Raw genomic sequence first — 18,112 nt, forward strand, 5'->3', positions numbered from 1 at the left:
CCGCGCCGGGGTGCCCGCTCATGCACACGGGTTATCGGCTCATCGCCATCGGGCAGCAGTAACCGCTGCAACCAGCGGCCATGAGCGCTGTGGGCTCGGCTATGGTCTGGGGCCACTCCCCGCATCGAGCCCGCGATGTCCCAGCCGAACTGGAAGCCCGAAACCATTGCCGTGCACGGCGGCTATCGTCCCGACCCGACCACCCGCGCGGTGGCGGTGCCGATCTACCAGACGGTGGCCTATGCCTTCGACGATACCCAGCACGGCGCCGACCTCTTCGACCTGAAGGTGCAGGGCAACATCTACACCCGCATCATGAACCCGACCACCGACGTGCTGGAGCAGCGCATCGCCGCGCTGGAAGGCGGCATCGGCGCGCTGGCGCTGGCGTCGGGGCAGGCGGCGGTGACCTATGCGATCCAGACCATCGCCGAGGCCGGCGACAACATCTTGGCCTCCAGCGCGCTGTATGGCGGCACCTACAACCTGTTCGCGCACACGCTGCCGCAGTTCGGCATCCAGACCCGCTTCGCCGACTACCGCGACCCACAGGCCTTCGCGGCGCTGATCGACGAGCGCACCAAGGCGGTGTTCGTCGAATCCATCGGCAACCCGCGCGGCAACATCACCGACATCGAGGCCATCGCCGCGATCGCGCACGCGCACGGCGTGCCGGTGATCGTCGACAACACCGTGGCCACGCCCTACCTGCTGCGCCCGTTCGATTTCGGCGCCGACATCGTGGTGCATTCGCTGACCAAGTACCTGGGCGGGCATGGCACCAGCCTGGGCGGGGCGATCGTCGATTCCGGGCGTTTCCCGTGGGCCGAGCACAAACAGCGCTTCCCGCGCCTCAATACGCCGGACGTGAGTTACCACGGCGTGGTCTACACCGAGGCGCTGGGCCCGGCGGCGTACATCGGCCGCGCGCGCGTGGTGCCGCTGCGCAACACCGGCGCGGCGATCTCGCCGTTCAACGCCTTCCAGATCCTGCAGGGCATCGAGACCCTGGCGCTGCGCATGGACCGGATCAACAGCAATACGCTGGCGGTCGCAACCTACCTGCAACAGCACCCGAAGGTGGCGTGGGTGAACTACGCGGCGCTGCCCGACCATCCCGAGCATGCGCTGGTGCGCAAGTACCTGCGCGGGCAGGGCTCGGGCGTGCTGACCTTCGGCCTGCCCGGCGGCCGCGAGGCCGGCGCGCGTTTCCTCGACGCGCTGCAGCTGTTCACGCGGCTGGTGAACCTGGGCGATGCCAAGTCGCTGGCCACGCACCCGGCCTCGACCACCCATCGCCAGCTCGACGCCGCCGAACTGGAGAAGGCCGGGGTGACGCTGGATACGGTGCGGCTGTCGGTCGGCATCGAGCATATCGACGACCTGCTGGCCGACCTGGAACAGGCGCTGGCGCAGGCCTGAGATCCGGCGGTGCTCGCCCTCGCCTCGATCCGCTCCGCGCTCCGGCCAACGCCAAGTGGAAGGGCGCTCCAAGGCACGCGCCGCCAGTGGCGCGCTGGCAGGCCTTTTCGCCCCCAACGGAAGTGAGGCCAGCGTACTGACAGCCGCCGCGATCCAAGCCCCTCTCCCCGCGGGAGAGGGGTTGGGGAGAGGGGCGCCATGCGGTCCGCTTCACCACGCGATCGTGAAGCGCCGGCGCAGGTGCCGCGGCTGTTCCAGCTCATCGACCAGGGCCACCGCCAGATCGGCCGGGCTGATCGTGCCGGGGCCGTCGGCGGCCATCAGCGGCGTGTCGGTGCCGGTGCGGTAACGGCCGGTGCGCTCGACCGGGCCGCCGGCGTGGAAGGCGACCGGTGGGCTGAGGAAGGTCCAGTCCAGCGTCGATTCGCCCTTCAGGTCCTCCAGCGCGTCGCGCGCGGCGCGTGCGCCGTCGTGGAAGGCGGGCGGGAAGTCCGGCGTATCCACCAGCTGCACGCCGTCGGCGGTGTACAGGCTGCCGGCGCCGCCGACCACCAGGTAGCGCCTCACCCCGGCGGCCCTGGTGCCGGCGACGATCGCGCGCGAGCCCTGCAGGAAGTCGTGGTAGATGTCCGGGTTGCCCCAGCCGGCGTTGTAGGCGCTGAGCACCGCGTCGTGGCCGGCGACCGCGGCCTGCACTTGCGCGGCGTCCTGCACGTCGGTGCGGACCACGTGCAGGCCGTCGCGTGCGGCGAGTTTTTCCGGGTGGCGGGCCAGCGCGGTGACCGCGTGGCCGCGGGCGAGCAGTTCTTCGAGCAGGGCGCGGCCGACGAAGCCGGTGGCGCCGATCAGGGCGACGTTCATGGCGATTCCTCGCGTGGGATGGGATGGACGCCAGTGTCCTCCCGCCCCGTTGGCGGCGGCAGTCTCCGGGGGCCACAATCACCTTGAAGCCACGCTTCACGGTGCCGGCGGAAGGAGGGGGCGATGGAGAATCTCAGGCGCATGGCGCTGTTCGCGCAGGTGGTCCAGCACGGCTCGATGAGCGCGGCGGCGCGCGCGCTGGGCATGAGCACCTCGGCGGTCAGCCAGCAGCTGCGCGCGCTGGAGCGCGAGGCCGGTGTGGCGCTGTTGCACCGTTCGACCCGGCAGCTGTCCCTGACCGACGTGGGCAGTCGCTATTACGCCGCCTGCGCGCGGCTGCTGGATGCGGCGGGCGAGGCCGAGGCCGAGCTGTCGGCCGCGCGCCACGCACCCAGCGGCGAGCTGCGCCTGTCCGCGCCGCTGGGCATGGCCGACCACATCGGCCCGGCGCTGGGGCCGTGGCTGCGCGACAACCCGCAGCTGCGCCTGCACCTGCATTTCGAGGACGGCTGGACCGACCTGGTGCAGGCGCGCATCGACCTGGCGCTGCGCTTCGGCCGGCTGCCGGACAGCGACTGGATGGCGCAGCGCCTGGGCACCCTGCAGCGTTGGCCCTGCGCCGCGCCGGACTGGCTGCAGCGGCATGGCGCGCCGTCCGATCCGCTGCAGGTGGCGGCCGGCGACTGGCTGGGCCTGGCGCAGGTGCCGGGGCTGGCATGGCGGCACCGGGCGTCCGGGCAGGAACGGCAGGTGCCGGCGCACCCGCGCCTGGTCAGCCACAACCAGCCGGCGGTGCGCCAGCTGTGCGAGTCGGGACTGGGCGTGGCCGTGCTGACCTGCCTGGACGTGATGCCGCTGCTGGCCGACGGCCGCCTGCTGCGGCTGCTGCCCGAGTGGGACGTCCCGCCGCTGCCGGTGTGGGCGGTGACCCCGCACCGGCAGACCCAGCCGGCCAAGGTGCGCCAGGCCATCGAACGGCTGGGCGATTATCTGGCGCGCATCCCTGGCGCCGCCGATCCCGCGGCCTGAGCGGGACCGGCCAGGCGCGGGATCATGCCGGGGGCGTTCAGGCGCGCATCGTGCGGTACGGCGGCGTGGCCATCACCATTTCCGCCAGCGAATGCGCCAGTTCGCGTTCGGCCATCACCGTGCCGTCGGCACCGTGCTCGAGCAGGTGCTTCACCTCGGCGTCGCTGTGTGCGCGCGCCAGCAGGGTGAGGTCGGGATTGATGGCGCGCAGCTTGGCCAGCGCCTCGCCGGCTTCCAGCGGCTGCGGGATGGCGAGGATGGCGATCTTGGCGCGCTCCGGGTGCGCTTCGGCCAGCACCCTGTCGGCGGCGGCGCTGCCGCGGATGCCGGGGATGCCGGCGGCGTGCGCACGCTCGACGTGGTCGCGGTTGTCGTCGATCACCAGCACCGGCACGCCGCGGTCGCGCAGGACCTGCGCCAGAGTGCTGCCGACGCGGCCGTAGCCGATGACGATGGCGTGGTCGTGCAGGTCCAGCGACGGGCCGGGCGGGATGTCCGGCGTCTCCGGCACGGGCAGGGCTTCCTTGTGCCGCGCCTGCCAGCGGTCGAGCAGGCCGAACACCAGCGGGTTGAGCATGATCGACACCAGCGCGCCGGCCAGCACCAGCGACTGCCCGGTGGGCGGCAGGATCTTCAGCGCCACGCCGAGTCCGGCGATGATGAAGGCGAACTCGCCGATCTGCGCCAGCGACGCGGAAATGGTCAGCGCCGTGGCCTTGGAGTGGCCGAAGGCGCGCACGATGAAGAACGCCGCCGCCGACTTGCCGAACATGATGATCGCCACCGTCGCCAGCACCTGCCACGGGTGCTCGACCACGATCATCGGGTCGAACAGCATGCCCACCGAGACGAAGAACAGCACCGCGAACGCGTCGCGCAGCGGCAGCGAGTCGTGCGCGGCCTTGTGGCTCAGTTCCGACTCGTTGAGCATCATGCCGGCGAAGAACGCGCCCAGCGCGAACGACACGCCGAACAGCGCGGCCGCGCCGAACGCCACGCCCAGGGCGATGGCCAGCACCGACAGGGTGAACAGTTCGCGCGAACCGGTGCCGGCGATGCGTTCCAGGATCCACGGGATCACCCGGCGCCCGACCACCAGCATCACCGCCACGAACAGGCCCAGCTGCACGAAGGTCCAGCCGATGGAGGCCAGCACGCTGCCCACGCTGTGGTTCTGGCCCTGCGCCTCGGGGCCGAACACGCCGGCGATCACCGGCATCATCACCAGCGCCAGCACGCAGGCCAGGTCTTCCACGATCAGCCAGCCCACCGCGATCTTGCCGCGCGTGGTCTCCAGCAGGCGCCGTTCCTCCATCGCGCGCAGCAGCACCACGGTGGAGGCGGTGGCCAGCGAGAAACCGAAGATCACCCCGTGCAGTGCCGGCCAGCCCATCAGCGTGGCCACGCCCCAGCCGAGCACGGTGGCCACGGCGATCTGGCCGATGGCGCCGGGGATGGCGATGGCCTTCACCGCCATCAGGTCCTTGAGCGAGAAATGCAGGCCGACGCCGAACATCAGCAGCATCACGCCGATCTCGGCCAGCTGGTTGGCCAGCGCCTGGTCGGCGACGAAGCCCGGCGTGAACGGCCCGACCACCACCCCCGCGACCAGATAGCCCACCAGCGGCGACAGCCGCAGCCGGTTGGCCAGGGCGCCAAGCACGAAGGCCAGGCCCAGGCCGATGGCGATCATGTTGATCAGGGCGGTGTCATGGTGCATCGGAACTCGCAGGGCTGGGGGACAGGGCGATTCTACGGGTGCGCTCCGCGCAGACAACAAAACCCGGCGGCGATGCCGCGGCGAAGCGGGAAAAAAGAATGCCCCGGTTTCCCGGGGCATTCCTCCACACGTCCGGCGGGCTGGGCGCGGTTTACCACTTGTAGCCGATGCGCCCGTAGACATAGGCGCCGTTGAAACCGGCCGGGGAGTAGTTGCTGTACGGCATCTGGCCCCAGGCGTTGACGCCGGTGAAGGCCGGGTTGACCTTGTCCGGGTGCGAATCCAGCACGTTGTCCGCGCCCACGGTCAGCGTCCACTGCTCGCTCGGCTTGAAGCTGGCCGACACGTCCAGCACCCACTGCGGGTCGTAGCCCTGGTCCAGTGCCGGGTTGGTCTGGCGCACGGTGAACCTGCCGTAGCGGGTGGCGTTCAGGCCCAGCGTCCACTGGTCCGAGGTCCAGGTGCCGCCGAGGATCGCCTTGTCGCGCGGGAAGGCGTCTTCCAGGCGGCCGATCTCGTCGCGCGCCACCAGCGGCGTGGTCAGGCCCAGGCTGGTCAGCACGCCCGGCGAGGGCGCCAGCCGCTGCACTTCGGTCTTGTTGTAGCTGTAGCTGGCGGTCAGGTCCAGGGCGCTGGCGGCCAGCGGGATGTTGTAGCTGCCCACCACGTCCACGCCGCGGGTGCGGGTGTCGGCGGAATTGTTGAAATAGCGGAAGGCGGTGACGTTGTTGATGCCCAGCGAGTTCAGCAGGGCGTTGGTGGCCGCGTTGGTGTTGATGGTGGAGGACAGCAGGATGCGGTCGTCGATGTCGATCTGGAACGCATCGATGGTCAGGTACAGGCGCTCGGCCGGCTGCAGCACCAGGCCCAGGCTGTACGAGGTCGAGGTCTCCGCCTGCAGCGGCTTGGAACCCAGTGCCTGCGCCACGGCGCTGGTCGCCGGGAAGGTGCCCGACTCGACGAACTGGCCGTTGGTGTAGTTGCTGGTGATGACCTGGTAGCTCTGCTGGGCCAGCGACGGCGCGCGGAAGCCGTTGGACACGGTGGCGCGCAGCGCCACCTTGTCGGTAAACGCATAGCGGGCCGAAAGCTTGCCCGAGGTCTTGTCGCCGAAGTCGGAATAGTCTTCGTAGCGCACCGTGGCGCCGGCGGACAGCCGGTCGCTGAGGTCGGCTTCAAGGCCGGCGTAGAGCGCATAGTTGTGGCGGTCGGCGTGCACCGCGTTGATCGGGGTGAAGCCGCCGAAGCCCTGCGCGCCGCTGCCGAGATAGGAGTCGGGCTCGCCCGGCGACTGGTTCCATTTCTCCTGGCGGTATTCGCCGCCGAAGGACAGCGTGACCGGGTAGGCCAGGCCCCAGTCCAGCGCCTGCGAGAAGTCGGCGTTGACGATGTTGTGGGTGTACTCCAGCGCGCCGTCGTGGAAACTGGTCGGGCTGCTGGCGCCCAGCGCGTAGTTCATCGTATTGCGGGTGGCGAAGTCGATGCGGCTGTAGCCGTAGTTGTAGCTCACGTCCCAGTTGAAGCCGCCTTCGGTGCTGCCCTTCAGGCCGGCGACCAGCGAGCGGTCCTTCAGGTACTGGTTGATCTGCGGCACGAAGCCATCGGGATACAACAGCGAGGTGGCCGCGTTGTGGTTCTTCGAGCGGTAGAACGCGAACGAAGTGATGTCGCGGTTGCTGGCGATGGCGGTGGCATAGCCGTGCAGGTTGTCGCTGAAATCGAAACCGGCGTTGCCCGACACGGCGCGGGTATCCACTTCGGGGTCGCCGACCACGAAGGTCTTCTCGCCCACGCCCGGGTAGTTGCCGGTGTTCGGCGTCGGGTTGCCCGGCAGGCCGTAGGCGTTGAACGGACCGGCGCGGTTGGTGCGGTCCTGGTGGGTGAGCTGGCCGGCGAAATGCACCGTGCCGCGGCCGTCGGCGAAGCTGACGCCGGTGTCGCCGGAGAGCTGGTACTGCCTGCCGTCGCCGGCCGAGTACTGGCCCAGGTCCAGCGCCAGGCTGCCGCCGCTGCCGGCGCCCTTGAGCACGATGTTGACCACGCCGGCGATGGCGTCCGAGCCGTACTGGGCCGAGGCGCCGTCGCGCAGCACTTCCACGCGCTCGATCGCCGACACCGGGATGGTGTTCAGGTCCACCGCCGACGAGCCGCGGCCCATGCTGCCGTTGACGTTGAGCTGGCCGGACAGGTGCCGGCGCTTGCCGTTGACCAGGATCAGCACCTGGTCCGGCGACAGGCCGCGCAGCTGCGCCGGGCGCACGCCGCTGGTGCCGTCGGTCAGCGCCGGGCGCGGGAAGTTGAGCGAGGGCAGGGCGCGCGACAGCGCGGTGGCCAGCTCGGTGGAGCCGGTGGCCTGCAGGGCCTCCGGGGTGATGATGTCGATGGGCGACTGCGATTCGGCCACGGTGCGGTCGGCCACGCGGGTACCGGTGACGATCACGGTATCGAGCGTCTGCGCGCCGGACTGGGCGAAGGCGGGGGCAACCGGGAGGCCGAGGGCGATGGCGACGGCAACGGCGAGCGTACTGGACTTGCGGTTCATCAGATTGCAGCTCCGGTATGAATGGGCGGCACCGGCGGACAGGCAATGCCCGTCACGGAGGGGTGGTGCGGTGCGCCATCATGGATTAATGGAATTTTTACGAGGTGTCAAATGCCCATTGGCCTGCCTATATCGTTGCTTTTGAAAGCATTTCGACCGGCATGCGCGGTGCGGGCGTGGGTTGGGGGAGGGCGTCCCGGGACGGAATCCGTGCGCGGGAAGGCGTGAGTCAAGTATTCGTTAACGCTAGAATCGCGTCGCAGGAATGTTGCTTGTGTGCACATTCCTTTTCGTTATAACGGACCCCCTGATGATTTCCCTTCGTAATTTCGCCCTGCGCCGGGGCGAGCGCCTGCTGTTGTCCAACGTCGACCTCACCCTGCATGCCGGCTACCGCGTGGGCGTGGTGGGGCGCAACGGCGCCGGCAAGTCCAGCCTGTTCGCGGCGGTGCGCGGCGAGCTGGAAGCAGACAAGGGGGACGTGTCGCTGCCGGGCAGGATCCGCATCGCCGACGTGGCCCAGGAAACCCCGGCGCTGCCGGACCGCGCCATCGACTTCGTGCTCGGCGGCGACGACGTGGTGGCCGCGGTGCTGGCCGAGGAGGCCGCCGCGACCGCGCGCGAGGACTGGGAAGCGGTGGCCGAGGCGCATACGCGCATGGCCGAGATGGGCGCCTACGACGCCGAGGCGCGCGCCGGCAAGCTGCTGCACGGCCTGGGCTTCCCGGCCGAGACCCACGGCCGCCCGGTGGCGGCGTTCTCCGGCGGCTGGCGCGCGCGCCTGAACCTGGCCCGTGCGCTGATGATGCCCAGCGACCTGCTGCTGCTCGACGAACCGACCAACCACCTGGACCTGGACGCGGTGTACTGGCTGGAACAGTGGCTGCTCAAGTACCCGGGCACGCTGCTGCTGATCTCGCACGACCGCGAGTTCCTCGACAACGTCGCCACCCACACCCTGCACCTGCACGGCGGCACCGCGCGGCTGTACACCGGCGGCTACACCGATTTCGAGCGCCAGCGCGCCGAGCACCTGCGCCAGCAGCAGATCGCGCACGAGAAGGAACAGGCCGAGCGCGCCCACCTGCAGAGCTTCATCGACCGCTTCAAGGCGCAGGCCAGCAAGGCCACCCAGGCCCAGAGCCGCATGAAGCGCCTGGCCAAGATGGCCGGCACCGAAGCGGTGCGCGCCGAGCGCGAGTTCCGCATCGAGTTCTCCGAGCCGGCCAAGCTGCCGTTCTCGCTGATCCGCCTCAATCACGTCGATTGCGGCTATCCCGCAGAGCCCCTCTCCCACCGGGAGAGGGGTTGGGGTGAGGGTACGGGGCGAAGCCCGCGGGGCGATCAAGCGCACGAGGCTTCGCCCGAACCCTCATCCGGCGCTGCGCGCCACCTTCTCCCGGAGGGAGAAGGGAAGAGCACGGTGATCCTGAAGGATGTCGGCTTCGGCCTGGAGGCGGGCCAGCGCGTCGGCCTGCTCGGCCCGAACGGCGCCGGCAAGACCACCCTGGTCAAGACCCTGGTGGGCGACCTGCCGCCGCTGGCCGGCGAGCGCAGCGCGCACCCGGACATGAAGATCGGCTACTTCGCCCAGCACACGGTGGAATCGCTGCGCGAGGGCGCCACGCCGATGGACCACTTCCGCGAGATCGACCCGGACGGGGTCAACCAGAGCTTCCGCGACTTCCTCGGCAAGTGGAATTTCCCCGGCGACCGCGCCTTCGAACCGGTGGACGGTTTTTCCGGCGGCGAGCGCGCGCGCCTGGCGCTGGCGCTGATCGCCTGGCAGCAGCCCAACGTGCTGCTGCTCGACGAGCCGACCAACCACCTGGACCTGGAAATGCGCGAGGCGCTGGCTGAGGCCCTGAGCGTGTTCGAAGGCGCCATCGTCATGGTCTCGCACGACCGCCACCTGATCGGCCTGGTCTGCGACACCTTCTGGCGCGTGGCCGACGGCGTGGTCGAGCCGTTCGCCGGCGACCTGGACGAATACGCCGCGTGGCTGCGCACCCGCGCCAGCGCGCAGGGTGCGCGCAGCAAGGCCGATCGCGTGGAGAAGGTGGAGACGCCCGCGCCGGCGCAGGCAGCCGCCCCGGCCCGGTCGGCTGCGGCGAAGAAGCCGGTCAACCCGCACAAACTGGAAGCGGCGGAGAAGAAGGTCGAGCAGCTGGGTGCGGCGCTGGCGGACATCGATCGCCAGCTGGCCGACCCGGCCAACTACGCCGACGCGGCGAAGATGGGCAAGCTCGGGGGCGAACGCGAGGTGTTGGCGCAGCAGCTCGAACAAGCCGAGGCCGCGTGGATGGAACTGCTGGGCGACTGACGCGGCAGGTGCGGGCTGGGCCGCGACGCCGAGAGCGCTGGAGTAAAGGCATTCCCGGCAACTGCAACAGCCAAAGCCGACCCCTCCCCAAACCCTCCCCTTGGCTGCGCCAAAGGGAGGGGCAAGAGCAGGCTTGGCGGCGCGCTGCCAGATCGCATGAACCGCCCCCTCCCTTTGGCGCAGCCAAGGGGAGGGCTGGGGAGGGGTAGCGTCTGCTCCTGTTCCCTGCTTCCTGCCTTTGCTCCCGCCACGCCGCCCAAGGCCAGCCACCGGCCTAACCTCCTTCCTGCCCCAACAACCACAACCGGAACCGCTTCATCGCCTCCCGCTCCTCGCGCGAGCGCAGCCGCGTCAACCAATAACGCCCGAGCGCCAGTGTCTGCGCGAACGGTTGCACCAGACGCCCCTCGGCCAGTTCCTGCTCGAACATGCGCAGCGGCAGCAAGGCCACGCCGGTCCCTGCCGCGGCCGCGCTGGCCAGGGTCAGCGAAGAGTCGAACATCGGCCCGCGGGCTTCCACGCCACTGACACCGGCCGCCTGCAACCAGCGCGGCCACTCATCGCCGCGGTACGAACGCAGCAACGGTACGTTGGCCAGGTCGCGCGCACGCTTGAGCCGGCGTGCCAGCGCCGGGGCGCAGGCCGGTGCGAACGGGGCATCGACGATGGCCGTGCAGTCCTGGCCCTGCCAGTCGCCGTCGCCGAAGCGGATCGCGAAATCCAGGCCTTCGCCAGCCAGATCGATGCGGTTGTTGTGGGTCTGCAGGCGCAGCTCGATGTCCGGGTGGGAGGCCTCGAAATCGCCCAGCCGCGGCAGCAGCCAGCCGGTGGCGAAGGTGCCGACCACGCCCACCGTCAGCACCTCGCGGAAGCGGCCGCCGGTGTAGCGGTCCAGGGCGATGGCGATGCGGTCGAAGGCGTCGGTGAGCACCGGCTGCAGCGCCGCGCCCTCGTCGGTAAGCGCCACCCCGCGCGGCAGGCGGTGGAACAGCGTCACCTGAAGGCGCTCTTCCAGCGTGCGGATCTGGTGGCTCAGCGCGGCCTGGCTGACGCACAGCTCAAGCGCCGCGCGGGTGAAGTTGAGGTGGCGCGCGGCCGCCTCGAAGGCGCGCAGGGCGTTGAGCGGGAGCTGGGGACGGATCATGCCTGAGCCATGACGACAGGTGATGGGTGGCCCCATTATTCCTGCACGGCATGCCGGAAGAGTGGGCTTTGCTGCCAATAAATCTAATGGCTTCCGATGGTTTTTCGTGCTGGTGGAAAGTGGCCGCGGCTTCCAATAATCGCCGCCACCCGATGCCCAAGGAGAGCTTCCGCATGATCGCCCGTCGCCAGTTCCTCGTTTTCGGTGGCGCCGCCCTTGCCGGCGTCGTCGCCGTGCCCGCGCTGGCCCACGCGGCCGCCACGGCGGCTCCCGTCCCCGCGGCCGGCGATTTCGCCGCGCTGGAGGCCGGAAGCGGCGGCCGGCTGGGCGTGTGCCTGTGGAACCCGGCCAGCGGCACCCGCTTCGGTCACCGCATGGACGAGCGTTTCCCGATGTGCAGCACCTTCAAGTTCCTGCTCGCCGCCGCGGTGCTGCACCGCGCCGGGCAGGGCCGGCTGTCGCTGGACCGGCGCGTGCCGGTGCGGGATGCGGACCTGCTCGACCACTCGCCGGTCACCGCGCGCCATGCCGGCAAGGACCTGACGGTGCGCGACCTGTGCCGGGCGACCATGACCACCAGCGACAACGCCGCGGCCAACCTGCTGCTGCCGCTGGTCGACGAACCGGCCGGGCTGACCGCCTTCCTGCGCGCCCAGGGCGATGCGGTCACCGTCACCGCGCGCTACGAACCGGACGCCAACCGCTTCGCGCCGGACGACCCGCGCGACACCACCAGCCCGGCGGCGATGGCCGGCAACCTGCAGCGCTTCGTGCTCGGCGATGCGCTGGACGAAGCCTCGCGGCGGCAGCTGGCCGACTGGCTGATCGACAACGGGACCGGCGACGCGCGGCTGCGCGCGGGCCTGCCCGAGGGCTGGCGGGTGGGCGACAAGACCGGCAGCAACGGCCGCGACACCACCAACGACATCGCCGTGCTGTGGCCGGAGCGCGGCGGCTCGCCCTGGGTGCTGGCCAGCTACCTGCAGGGCGCCGCGCTGGACGACGCCGGCCGCAACGCGGTCCTGCGCCGGGTCGGCGAACTGGCCGCCGCGCACCTGGGCTGAGCCGCCGCGGGGGCCATGCCGCGACCGGCCACGGCCCGCGTCCGGCCCATGCTCCCGACGGTACGCGGACAGCAGGCGCGCGTGTACCCTGTGCGCCCTGTCGGAACGGAAACCGGGCGCATGAGCCGCGAACTGGTCTACCTGTCGTTGATCTTCGCGCTGCTGGTGATCCCGCGCGCGCTGCAGCGCTTCTGCGTGCCGGCGCCGCTGACCTGCCTGGCGTTCGGCATCGGCGCGATGCTGTGGCTGGGCGACGGCGCGCACGACCCGGTGGTGACGCTGCTGGCCACGCTGGGCATTTCCTCCCTGTTCCTGTTCGCCGGGCTCGAAGTGGACCTGCAGGACCTGCGGCGCGGCATGTGGCCGCTGCTGGTGCACCTGCTGATCCGCAGCCTGACCCTGGCCGGCGTGGCCTGGCTGGGCTGGCGCTACGGCGGCCTGCAGTGGCAGGCCGCGGGGCTGCTGGCGCTGGCGCTGCTCACCCCGTCGACCGGCTTCATCATGGATTCGCTCGCGCGGCTGGGCCTGGACGAGGCCGAACGGTTCTGGGTGAGCAGCAAGGCCATCGCCGGCGAGCTGCTGGCGCTGGCGGCGCTGTTCGTGGTGCTGCAGGCCGGCGATCCGGCGCACATGGCGCTGTCCAGCCTGGCGCTGCTGGCGATGATGGTGGGCCTGCCGCTGCTGTTCGTCGGCCTCGGCCGCTGGGTGGCGCCGCATGCGCCGGGCTCGGAGTTCTCGCTGCTGGTGATGGTCGGCCTGCTCGCGGCCTACATCACCTATTCGCTGGGCGTGTACTACCTGGTGGGCGCCTTCATCGCCGGCCTGGTCGCGCGCCTGCTGCAGCAGCGCATGCCGCTGCTGGCCTCGCACGAGAACCTGCACGCGCTGCGCCTGTTCGCCTCGTTCTTCGTGCCGTTCTACTTCTTCAACGCCGGCACCCATGTGCCCGGCGACGCGCTCAGCTTCGAGGCGCTGGGGCTGGGGCTGGTGATCACCCTGGTGGTGCTGCCGCTGCGCGTGGCGGTGGTCTGGCTGCAGCGGCGGGTGCTGTTCGGCGAGAGCTTCCAGTCCAGCCTGCGGGTGTCGCTGGCGCTGTCGCCGACCCTGATCTTCACCCTGGTGCTGGCCGGCATCATGCGCGAACGCTTCGACGCGCCGGCGGTGCTGTACGGCGCGCTGCTGCTGTATGCGGCCTTGAACACGCTGCTGCCGTCGCTGCTGCTGCGCGCGCCGCTGAGCGTGGACCCGCTGCGCGGCGAGGCCGCGCAGGAAGCGGCGGTGGCGCAGGAAACGGCCACGGTGCCGGCGCCGGACGCTTCGCCCGCGATCGACGCCGCCAGGCCGCCGTCCGGCTAGGCCGCGCGGAGGCGGCTATCATCCCGGCCCGTGGCGCCGCCCGCCCTGCGGCGCACCGACAACGGGGCAGGTGGTGGACAGCGACAACTGGCAGCGCGTGCGCGAACTCTTCGATGCGGTCTGCGACCTGCATCCCTCGCAGTGGCGGACCGAACTGGCGCGGCTGAGCGCCGATCCGCAGGTCGTGGCCGAGACCCTGGAGCTGCTGCAGGCGCAGACCGCCGACCTGTCGCGCGCGCAGCCGCCGCTGCGGGAACTGCTCGACGCCGGCGTGCGCGCCGAACTGGCCGAGGGCGAGCGGCTGGGGCCCTGGCGGCTGTGCGAACGCCTGGCCAGCGGCGGCATGGGCGTGGTGTTCCGCGCCGAACGCGCCGACGGGCTGTACGCGCAGGAGGTGGCGATCAAGGTCCTGCACGCCGCGCCCGACCCGCGCATCGCCGAACGGCTGGCCGCCGAACGGCGCATCCTCGCCGGCCTGCAGCATCCGAACATCGCGCGCCTCTACGACGGCGGCACCACCGCCGGCGGCCAGCCCTACCTGGTGATGGAATACGTGCACGGCGCGGCGCTGGACGCGTACTGCCGGCAGCGGCAGCTGGACCTGCGCCAGCGGCTGGCGCTGTTCCTGGAGGTGTGCGCGGCGGTGCAGGCCGCGCATGCGCGGCTGGTGCTGCATTGCGACCTCAAGCCGGCCAACATCCTGGTGCGCGCCGACGGCGGGCCGGTGCTGCTGGATTTCGGCATCGCGCGGCTGATCGGGAACGACGGCAGCCAGGGGCGCGTGCAGTTCTTCACTCCCGGCTACGCCGCCCCGGAACTGCACGCCGGCGAACCGGCCGGCATGGCGAGCGACGTCTACAGCCTGGGCGTGGTCCTGGCCGGCCTGCTGTGCGCGCAGGATGCCTCGCGCGGGCTGGCCACGGGGCGGGCGCCGGTGGCGCCCAGCCAGTTGGCGGACGCGCGCTGCGCCTGGCGCGGCGCATTGCGCGGCGACCTCGATGCGATCGCGATGCGGGCGGTGGCCGCGTCCGCACAGGAGCGCTATGCCTCGGTCGAGGCGCTGGCGGCCGACGTGCGCCGCTACCTGCAGCACCGGCCGGTAGCGGCGCGGGGCGGCGGCGGTTTCTATCGCGGCGGGCGCTGGCTGCGGCGCAACTGGAAGGGCGCCGCCGCGCTGGCCGGCGTCGCGCTGCTGGCCGGCGTTTTCGTCTGGCGGCTGGCCGACGCCCGCGCCGAGGCCGAGCGGCAGGCGCAGGTGGCCGAACAGGTGAGCGCGTTCCTGGTGTCGATGTTCGAGGCGGCCGACCCGCGCGAGAAGGGCGCGCGCGCTGGCGTGGACATCACCGCACGCGAAGTGCTCGACCGCGCCGCGGCGCGGGTGGACGCCGGGCTGGCGGCCTCGCCCGAGGTGCAGGCCCGGCTCAAGGGCGTGATCGGGCTGGCCTACCGCAACATGGGCGACCTGGTGCGCGCCAACCCGATGATGCGCGCCTCGGCCGAAGCGCTGGCCGAGCGCGGCGGCGCAAGGAACATCGACGAGGCCGCGCGCCAGTTCAACCTGCTGGCCGGCAGCCACGCCAACAACCGCGACGGGCGCGAGGGCGAGGCGCTGGCGCGGCGCGCGCTGGCGCTGCTGGGCGAGCAGCCGGCCGACAGCTTCCGCGTCGCCCAGTCCTACAACTCGCTGGGCCTGTCGCTGCTGTCCGAGCAGCGCTATGGCGAGGCGGAGCTGGCCTTCCGGCAGGCATTGCAGCGGCACGAGCTGGCGCGGCGCGACCAGTTCATCGGCGTGACCCTGGACAACCTGGGCATGATGTACCGGCGCAAGGGCGACCTGGCGGCCGCCGCGGCGATGTTCGAGCGCTCCACGCCGATCTTCCTGCGCCTGTTCGGGGAGATGTCCTTCGACTACTGGTCCAGCCACAGCGAGCGCAGCCTGGTGCTGCTCGACCAGGGGCGGCTGGACGACGCCATCGCCGCGTTCGAGGCCAACCTGGCGCGCGCGCCGCGCATCTTCGGCGAGCGCAGCGTGTACTACATCAGCGAGAACAACCGCCTGGCCGGCGCGCTGATCCGCCGCGGCGACTACCTGCGGGCCGACGGACACGTGCGCACCGCGCTGCGCCTGTCCGCCGCGGTGATGGGCCAGGACAGCTTCAACTACTCGGCGATGCTGGAGACGGCGGCGCAGCTGGCCGAGGCCCGCGACGACCTGCCCGCCGCCGAGGCCGCCTGGCGCAGGGCGCTGGCGGTGCGCCGCGCGGCGATCGGCGGCGACCACCCCGATACGCTGGACCTGGAACTGCAGCTGGGGCTGTTCCTCGCCCGCCAGGGCCGCGCCGAAGGCGACGCGCTGGTGCGGCGCGCCCGCCAGCTGTGGTTGCCGCGCATTCCGGCCACCAGCGCCAACGGGCTGCGCCTGCGCCAGGGATGGGCCGAGTGGCTGCTGTGGACGGGCCGGATCGCCGAAGCCGACGCCGCGCTGGCGGCGCTGCGTGGCGACGCCGCGGCGGCCGGTCCCGAGACGGCGCTGCGCCAGCAGGCGCTGCAGGCGATGCTGCTGCAGCGCCGTGACGAGGATGATGCGGCGGTCGCGGCGTGGCGCGCGGTGGTGGCCGCCAGCACGCGCCTGCTCGGCGCGTCCTCGGCGCGGACGGCGCGCTCGCGCGTCGCGCTGGCCGATGCCCTGGTCGCCGCCGGCCAGCGCGGCGACGGCGAAACCGCGCGGGCGTTGCCGGTGCTCCGCGCGCAGCTGGCGGCCGACAGCCCGCTGCTGCGGCGCCTGGCGCAATCGCGGCAGTGAGCCCGGGCGGCTTGTCGCCGGCGGAGGCAACGGCTAGGGTCGGGGGCATGAAACGTTCCGTGCTCGCAGGTCTCCTGCCGTTGTTCCTCGTTCCGGTGGCGTCGATGGCGGCGCCGGTTCCCCGCGCTGCCGACGATGCCGGCGCCGCCGCCTTCCTGGCCGCGCTGGCGCAGCACTGCGGCCAGGCCTTCGCCGGCCGCGTGGTCGCCAACCGCCCGGCCAGCGACGCGCCCGATCCGTTCGAGGGCAAGGCGCTGGTGATGCACGTGCGCGGATGCGACGCACCGGAGCAGGAGCTGCGCGTGCCGTTCCATGTCGGCGAGGACCGTTCGCGGACCTGGGTGCTGACCCGCGTCGGCGAGCGCCTGCGCCTGAAGCACGACCACCGCCACGCCGACGGCACGGCGGACGCGGTCACGCTCTACGGCGGCGACACCCGCGACGCCGGCACCGCGCTGCGCCAGGAATTCCCGGTGGACGCCGAGTCCGTGGCGATGTTCGGGCGCGAAGGCCTGGCCGGCTCGGTGCGCAATACCTGGGCGATGGAAGTGGAGCCGGGCAGGCGTTTCCTCTACGAACTGTCGCGTCCGGACGGCCGCCTGTTCCAGGTCGAGTTCGATCTGTCGCGACCGGTGGACACGCCGCCGCCGCCGTGGGGCGCCACGCTGCCGGCCACGGAAAAGGGCGCCTGACGGCGCCCTTGGATTCCCTTGGGAGGCTGGCGTCAGCGGGCGCCGAAGCGCGCGCGGCACCCGCCGTTCACCCACAGGCTGTTGCCGTTGTAGCCCCAGTTGCGGCCTTCCACGCACTGCGTCCTGGACAGCTGCTGGATCAGCACCGGACGGCCCTGGCGGCGTTCCCAGGCGCATGAACGCATGCGGTTGTCCTCGCTGCTGCACTCGATGCTGTAGTTGGAACCGCCCCAGTTGCCGCCGTTGCCGCCGCCCCAGCCGCCGCCGCGGCCCTCGGCGAATTCCGCGCGGCAACCGTCGCTGACCCACACCGCGCCGTTGCTGCTGCCCCAGCTGCGGCCCTCGACGCACTGCGACTTGGACAGCTGCCGCACCAGGGTGGCGCGCCGCCAGTCGGTGCGGCACACGCGCTGGCGGTTGTCGTTGCTCTCGCAGCGGATGGTCTGGCCGTCGCCGCCATTCCAGCCGCCGCCGCCCCAGCCGCCGCGGCCCTCGGCGAACTCCGCGCGGCAGCCGTTGTTGACCCACACCGAACCGTTGTTGCTGCCCCAGTTGCGGCCTTCGATGCACTGGGTCTTGGACAACTGCCGGACCAGGGTGGCGCCGCGCCAGCCGGTGTTGCAAACGCGCTGGCGGTTGTCGTTGCTTTCGCAGCGGAGGGTGCCGCCGTTGTTGCCGCCCCAGTTGCCGCCGCCGTCGTTCCAGCCGCCGCCGCGGCCGGGGCCGAAGTCGGCGCGGCAGCCGTTGCTGACCCAGACCGCGCCATCGCGGCTGCCCCAGTTCTGGCCTTCCACGCAGCGGGTGTTGGAGAGCTGGCGCACGACGATGGCATCGCGCCAGCCAGTATTGCAGACCTGCTGGCGGTTGTTGACGCTTTCGCAGCGCACCGCGGCCACCGTGCCCGGACCGTTGCCGTAGGCCGGCTGTGCGGCGGCATCGGTGGCGAGGAAGGCGCCCGGCAGGAGGGCGGTCAGTCCGGCGAGCAGCAGCGTGCGGTTCATGGCGGCATCCCTGTTCAGGTTTGGATGGGGCGAACTATAGGGAGAGTCCGGCTTAAGCGGGCGTGACTGCCGGTCGGATTTGCCCCGTTCGCCGGGCGGCCGCAGAATAGCCGGCTCGCCGGCGTCCTCCCGTGCCGGTATTGCCCCTGCGGAGC

11 protein-coding genes and 2 pseudogenes are annotated in these 18,112 nt (G+C 71.5%); 8 read left to right on the forward strand and 5 right to left on the reverse strand.

Annotated features, from left to right (window positions below; translation table 11 throughout):
- The first annotated feature begins 135 nt into the window (after positions 1-135).
- Positions 136-1,422: an O-acetylhomoserine aminocarboxypropyltransferase/cysteine synthase family protein gene (locus tag ABTV91_RS07580; protein WP_433853933.1), complete on the forward strand. Its 1,287-nt coding sequence runs from the start codon at positions 136-138 to the stop codon at positions 1,420-1,422.
- A gap of 210 nt (positions 1,423-1,632) precedes the next feature.
- On the opposite strand, the gene ABTV91_RS07585 is transcribed toward ABTV91_RS07580, so the two are convergent.
- Entirely contained in the window at positions 1,633-2,283 is a 651-nt protein-coding gene (locus tag ABTV91_RS07585; RefSeq protein WP_433853934.1) for an NAD(P)-dependent oxidoreductase, read from the reverse strand.
- Positions 2,284-2,406: 123 nt separating this feature from the next.
- On the opposite strand from ABTV91_RS07585, the gene ABTV91_RS07590 reads away from it, so the two are divergent.
- Complete coding sequence (locus ABTV91_RS07590; protein ID WP_433853935.1) at positions 2,407-3,312, forward strand: LysR family transcriptional regulator; 906 nt, start codon at positions 2,407-2,409, stop codon at positions 3,310-3,312.
- Positions 3,313-3,349: 37 nt separating this feature from the next.
- On the opposite strand, the gene ybaL is transcribed toward ABTV91_RS07590, so the two are convergent.
- Together ybaL and ABTV91_RS07600 are read right to left on the reverse strand one after the other, a co-directional pair.
- Positions 3,350-5,032 carry a YbaL family putative K(+) efflux transporter gene (gene ybaL / locus ABTV91_RS07595; protein ID WP_433853936.1) on the reverse strand — a complete coding sequence of 561 codons (1,683 nt, stop codon included), beginning with the start codon at positions 5,030-5,032 and terminating at the stop codon, positions 3,350-3,352.
- 151 nt (positions 5,033-5,183) lie between these two features.
- On the reverse strand, positions 5,184-7,574 hold the full coding sequence (locus ABTV91_RS07600) for a TonB-dependent receptor plug domain-containing protein (RefSeq protein ID WP_433853937.1): 2,391 nt from the start codon (positions 7,572-7,574) through the stop codon (positions 5,184-5,186).
- 310 nt (positions 7,575-7,884) lie between these two features.
- Here ABTV91_RS07600 and ABTV91_RS07605 point away from each other — a divergent pair.
- Positions 7,885-9,610 (forward strand): annotated as a pseudogene (locus tag ABTV91_RS07605) (ABC-F family ATP-binding cassette domain-containing protein); the annotation flags it as partial.
- Positions 9,611-9,717: 107 nt separating this feature from the next.
- A pseudogene (locus ABTV91_RS07610) lies at positions 9,718-9,897 on the forward strand (ABC transporter C-terminal domain-containing protein); the annotation flags it as partial.
- Between the two features lie 274 nt (positions 9,898-10,171).
- Here the strand turns inward: ABTV91_RS07610 and ABTV91_RS07615 are convergent.
- Positions 10,172-11,041: a LysR family transcriptional regulator gene (locus ABTV91_RS07615; RefSeq protein WP_433853938.1), complete on the reverse strand. Its 870-nt coding sequence runs from the start codon at positions 11,039-11,041 to the stop codon at positions 10,172-10,174.
- A 173-nt stretch (positions 11,042-11,214) separates the two neighbouring features.
- On the opposite strand from ABTV91_RS07615, the gene blaCESS reads away from it, so the two are divergent.
- The 4 genes from blaCESS to ABTV91_RS07635 all read left to right on the forward strand — a co-directional run bounded on the left by blaCESS (position 11,215) and on the right by ABTV91_RS07635 (position 16,956).
- The gene (blaCESS, locus tag ABTV91_RS07620) at positions 11,215-12,105 is read left to right on the forward strand and encodes a CESS family extended-spectrum class A beta-lactamase (RefSeq protein WP_433853939.1); all 891 of its coding nucleotides are present in this window, start codon (positions 11,215-11,217) and stop codon (positions 12,103-12,105) included.
- Between the two features lie 120 nt (positions 12,106-12,225).
- The gene (locus ABTV91_RS07625; RefSeq protein WP_433853940.1) at positions 12,226-13,461 is read left to right on the forward strand and encodes a cation:proton antiporter; all 1,236 of its coding nucleotides are present in this window, start codon (positions 12,226-12,228) and stop codon (positions 13,459-13,461) included.
- Between the two features lie 73 nt (positions 13,462-13,534).
- The gene (locus ABTV91_RS07630; protein WP_433853941.1) at positions 13,535-16,264 is read left to right on the forward strand and encodes a protein kinase domain-containing protein; all 2,730 of its coding nucleotides are present in this window, start codon (positions 13,535-13,537) and stop codon (positions 16,262-16,264) included.
- A gap of 47 nt (positions 16,265-16,311) precedes the next feature.
- Positions 16,312-16,956 (forward strand): hypothetical protein, encoded by a 645-nt coding sequence (locus tag ABTV91_RS07635; protein ID WP_433853942.1) that lies wholly within the window; start codon positions 16,312-16,314, stop codon positions 16,954-16,956.
- A 32-nt stretch (positions 16,957-16,988) separates the two neighbouring features.
- Here the strand turns inward: ABTV91_RS07635 and ABTV91_RS07640 are convergent, their stop codons facing one another.
- Positions 16,989-17,957 (reverse strand): DUF3011 domain-containing protein, encoded by a 969-nt coding sequence (locus tag ABTV91_RS07640; protein WP_433853943.1) that lies wholly within the window; start codon positions 17,955-17,957, stop codon positions 16,989-16,991.
- Between the last annotated feature and the right edge of the window lie 155 nt (positions 17,958-18,112).

Source organism: Stenotrophomonas nitritireducens, assembly GCF_050984405.1.
Taxonomy (GTDB): Bacteria; Pseudomonadota; Gammaproteobacteria; order Xanthomonadales; family Xanthomonadaceae; genus Stenotrophomonas; species Stenotrophomonas nitritireducens_B.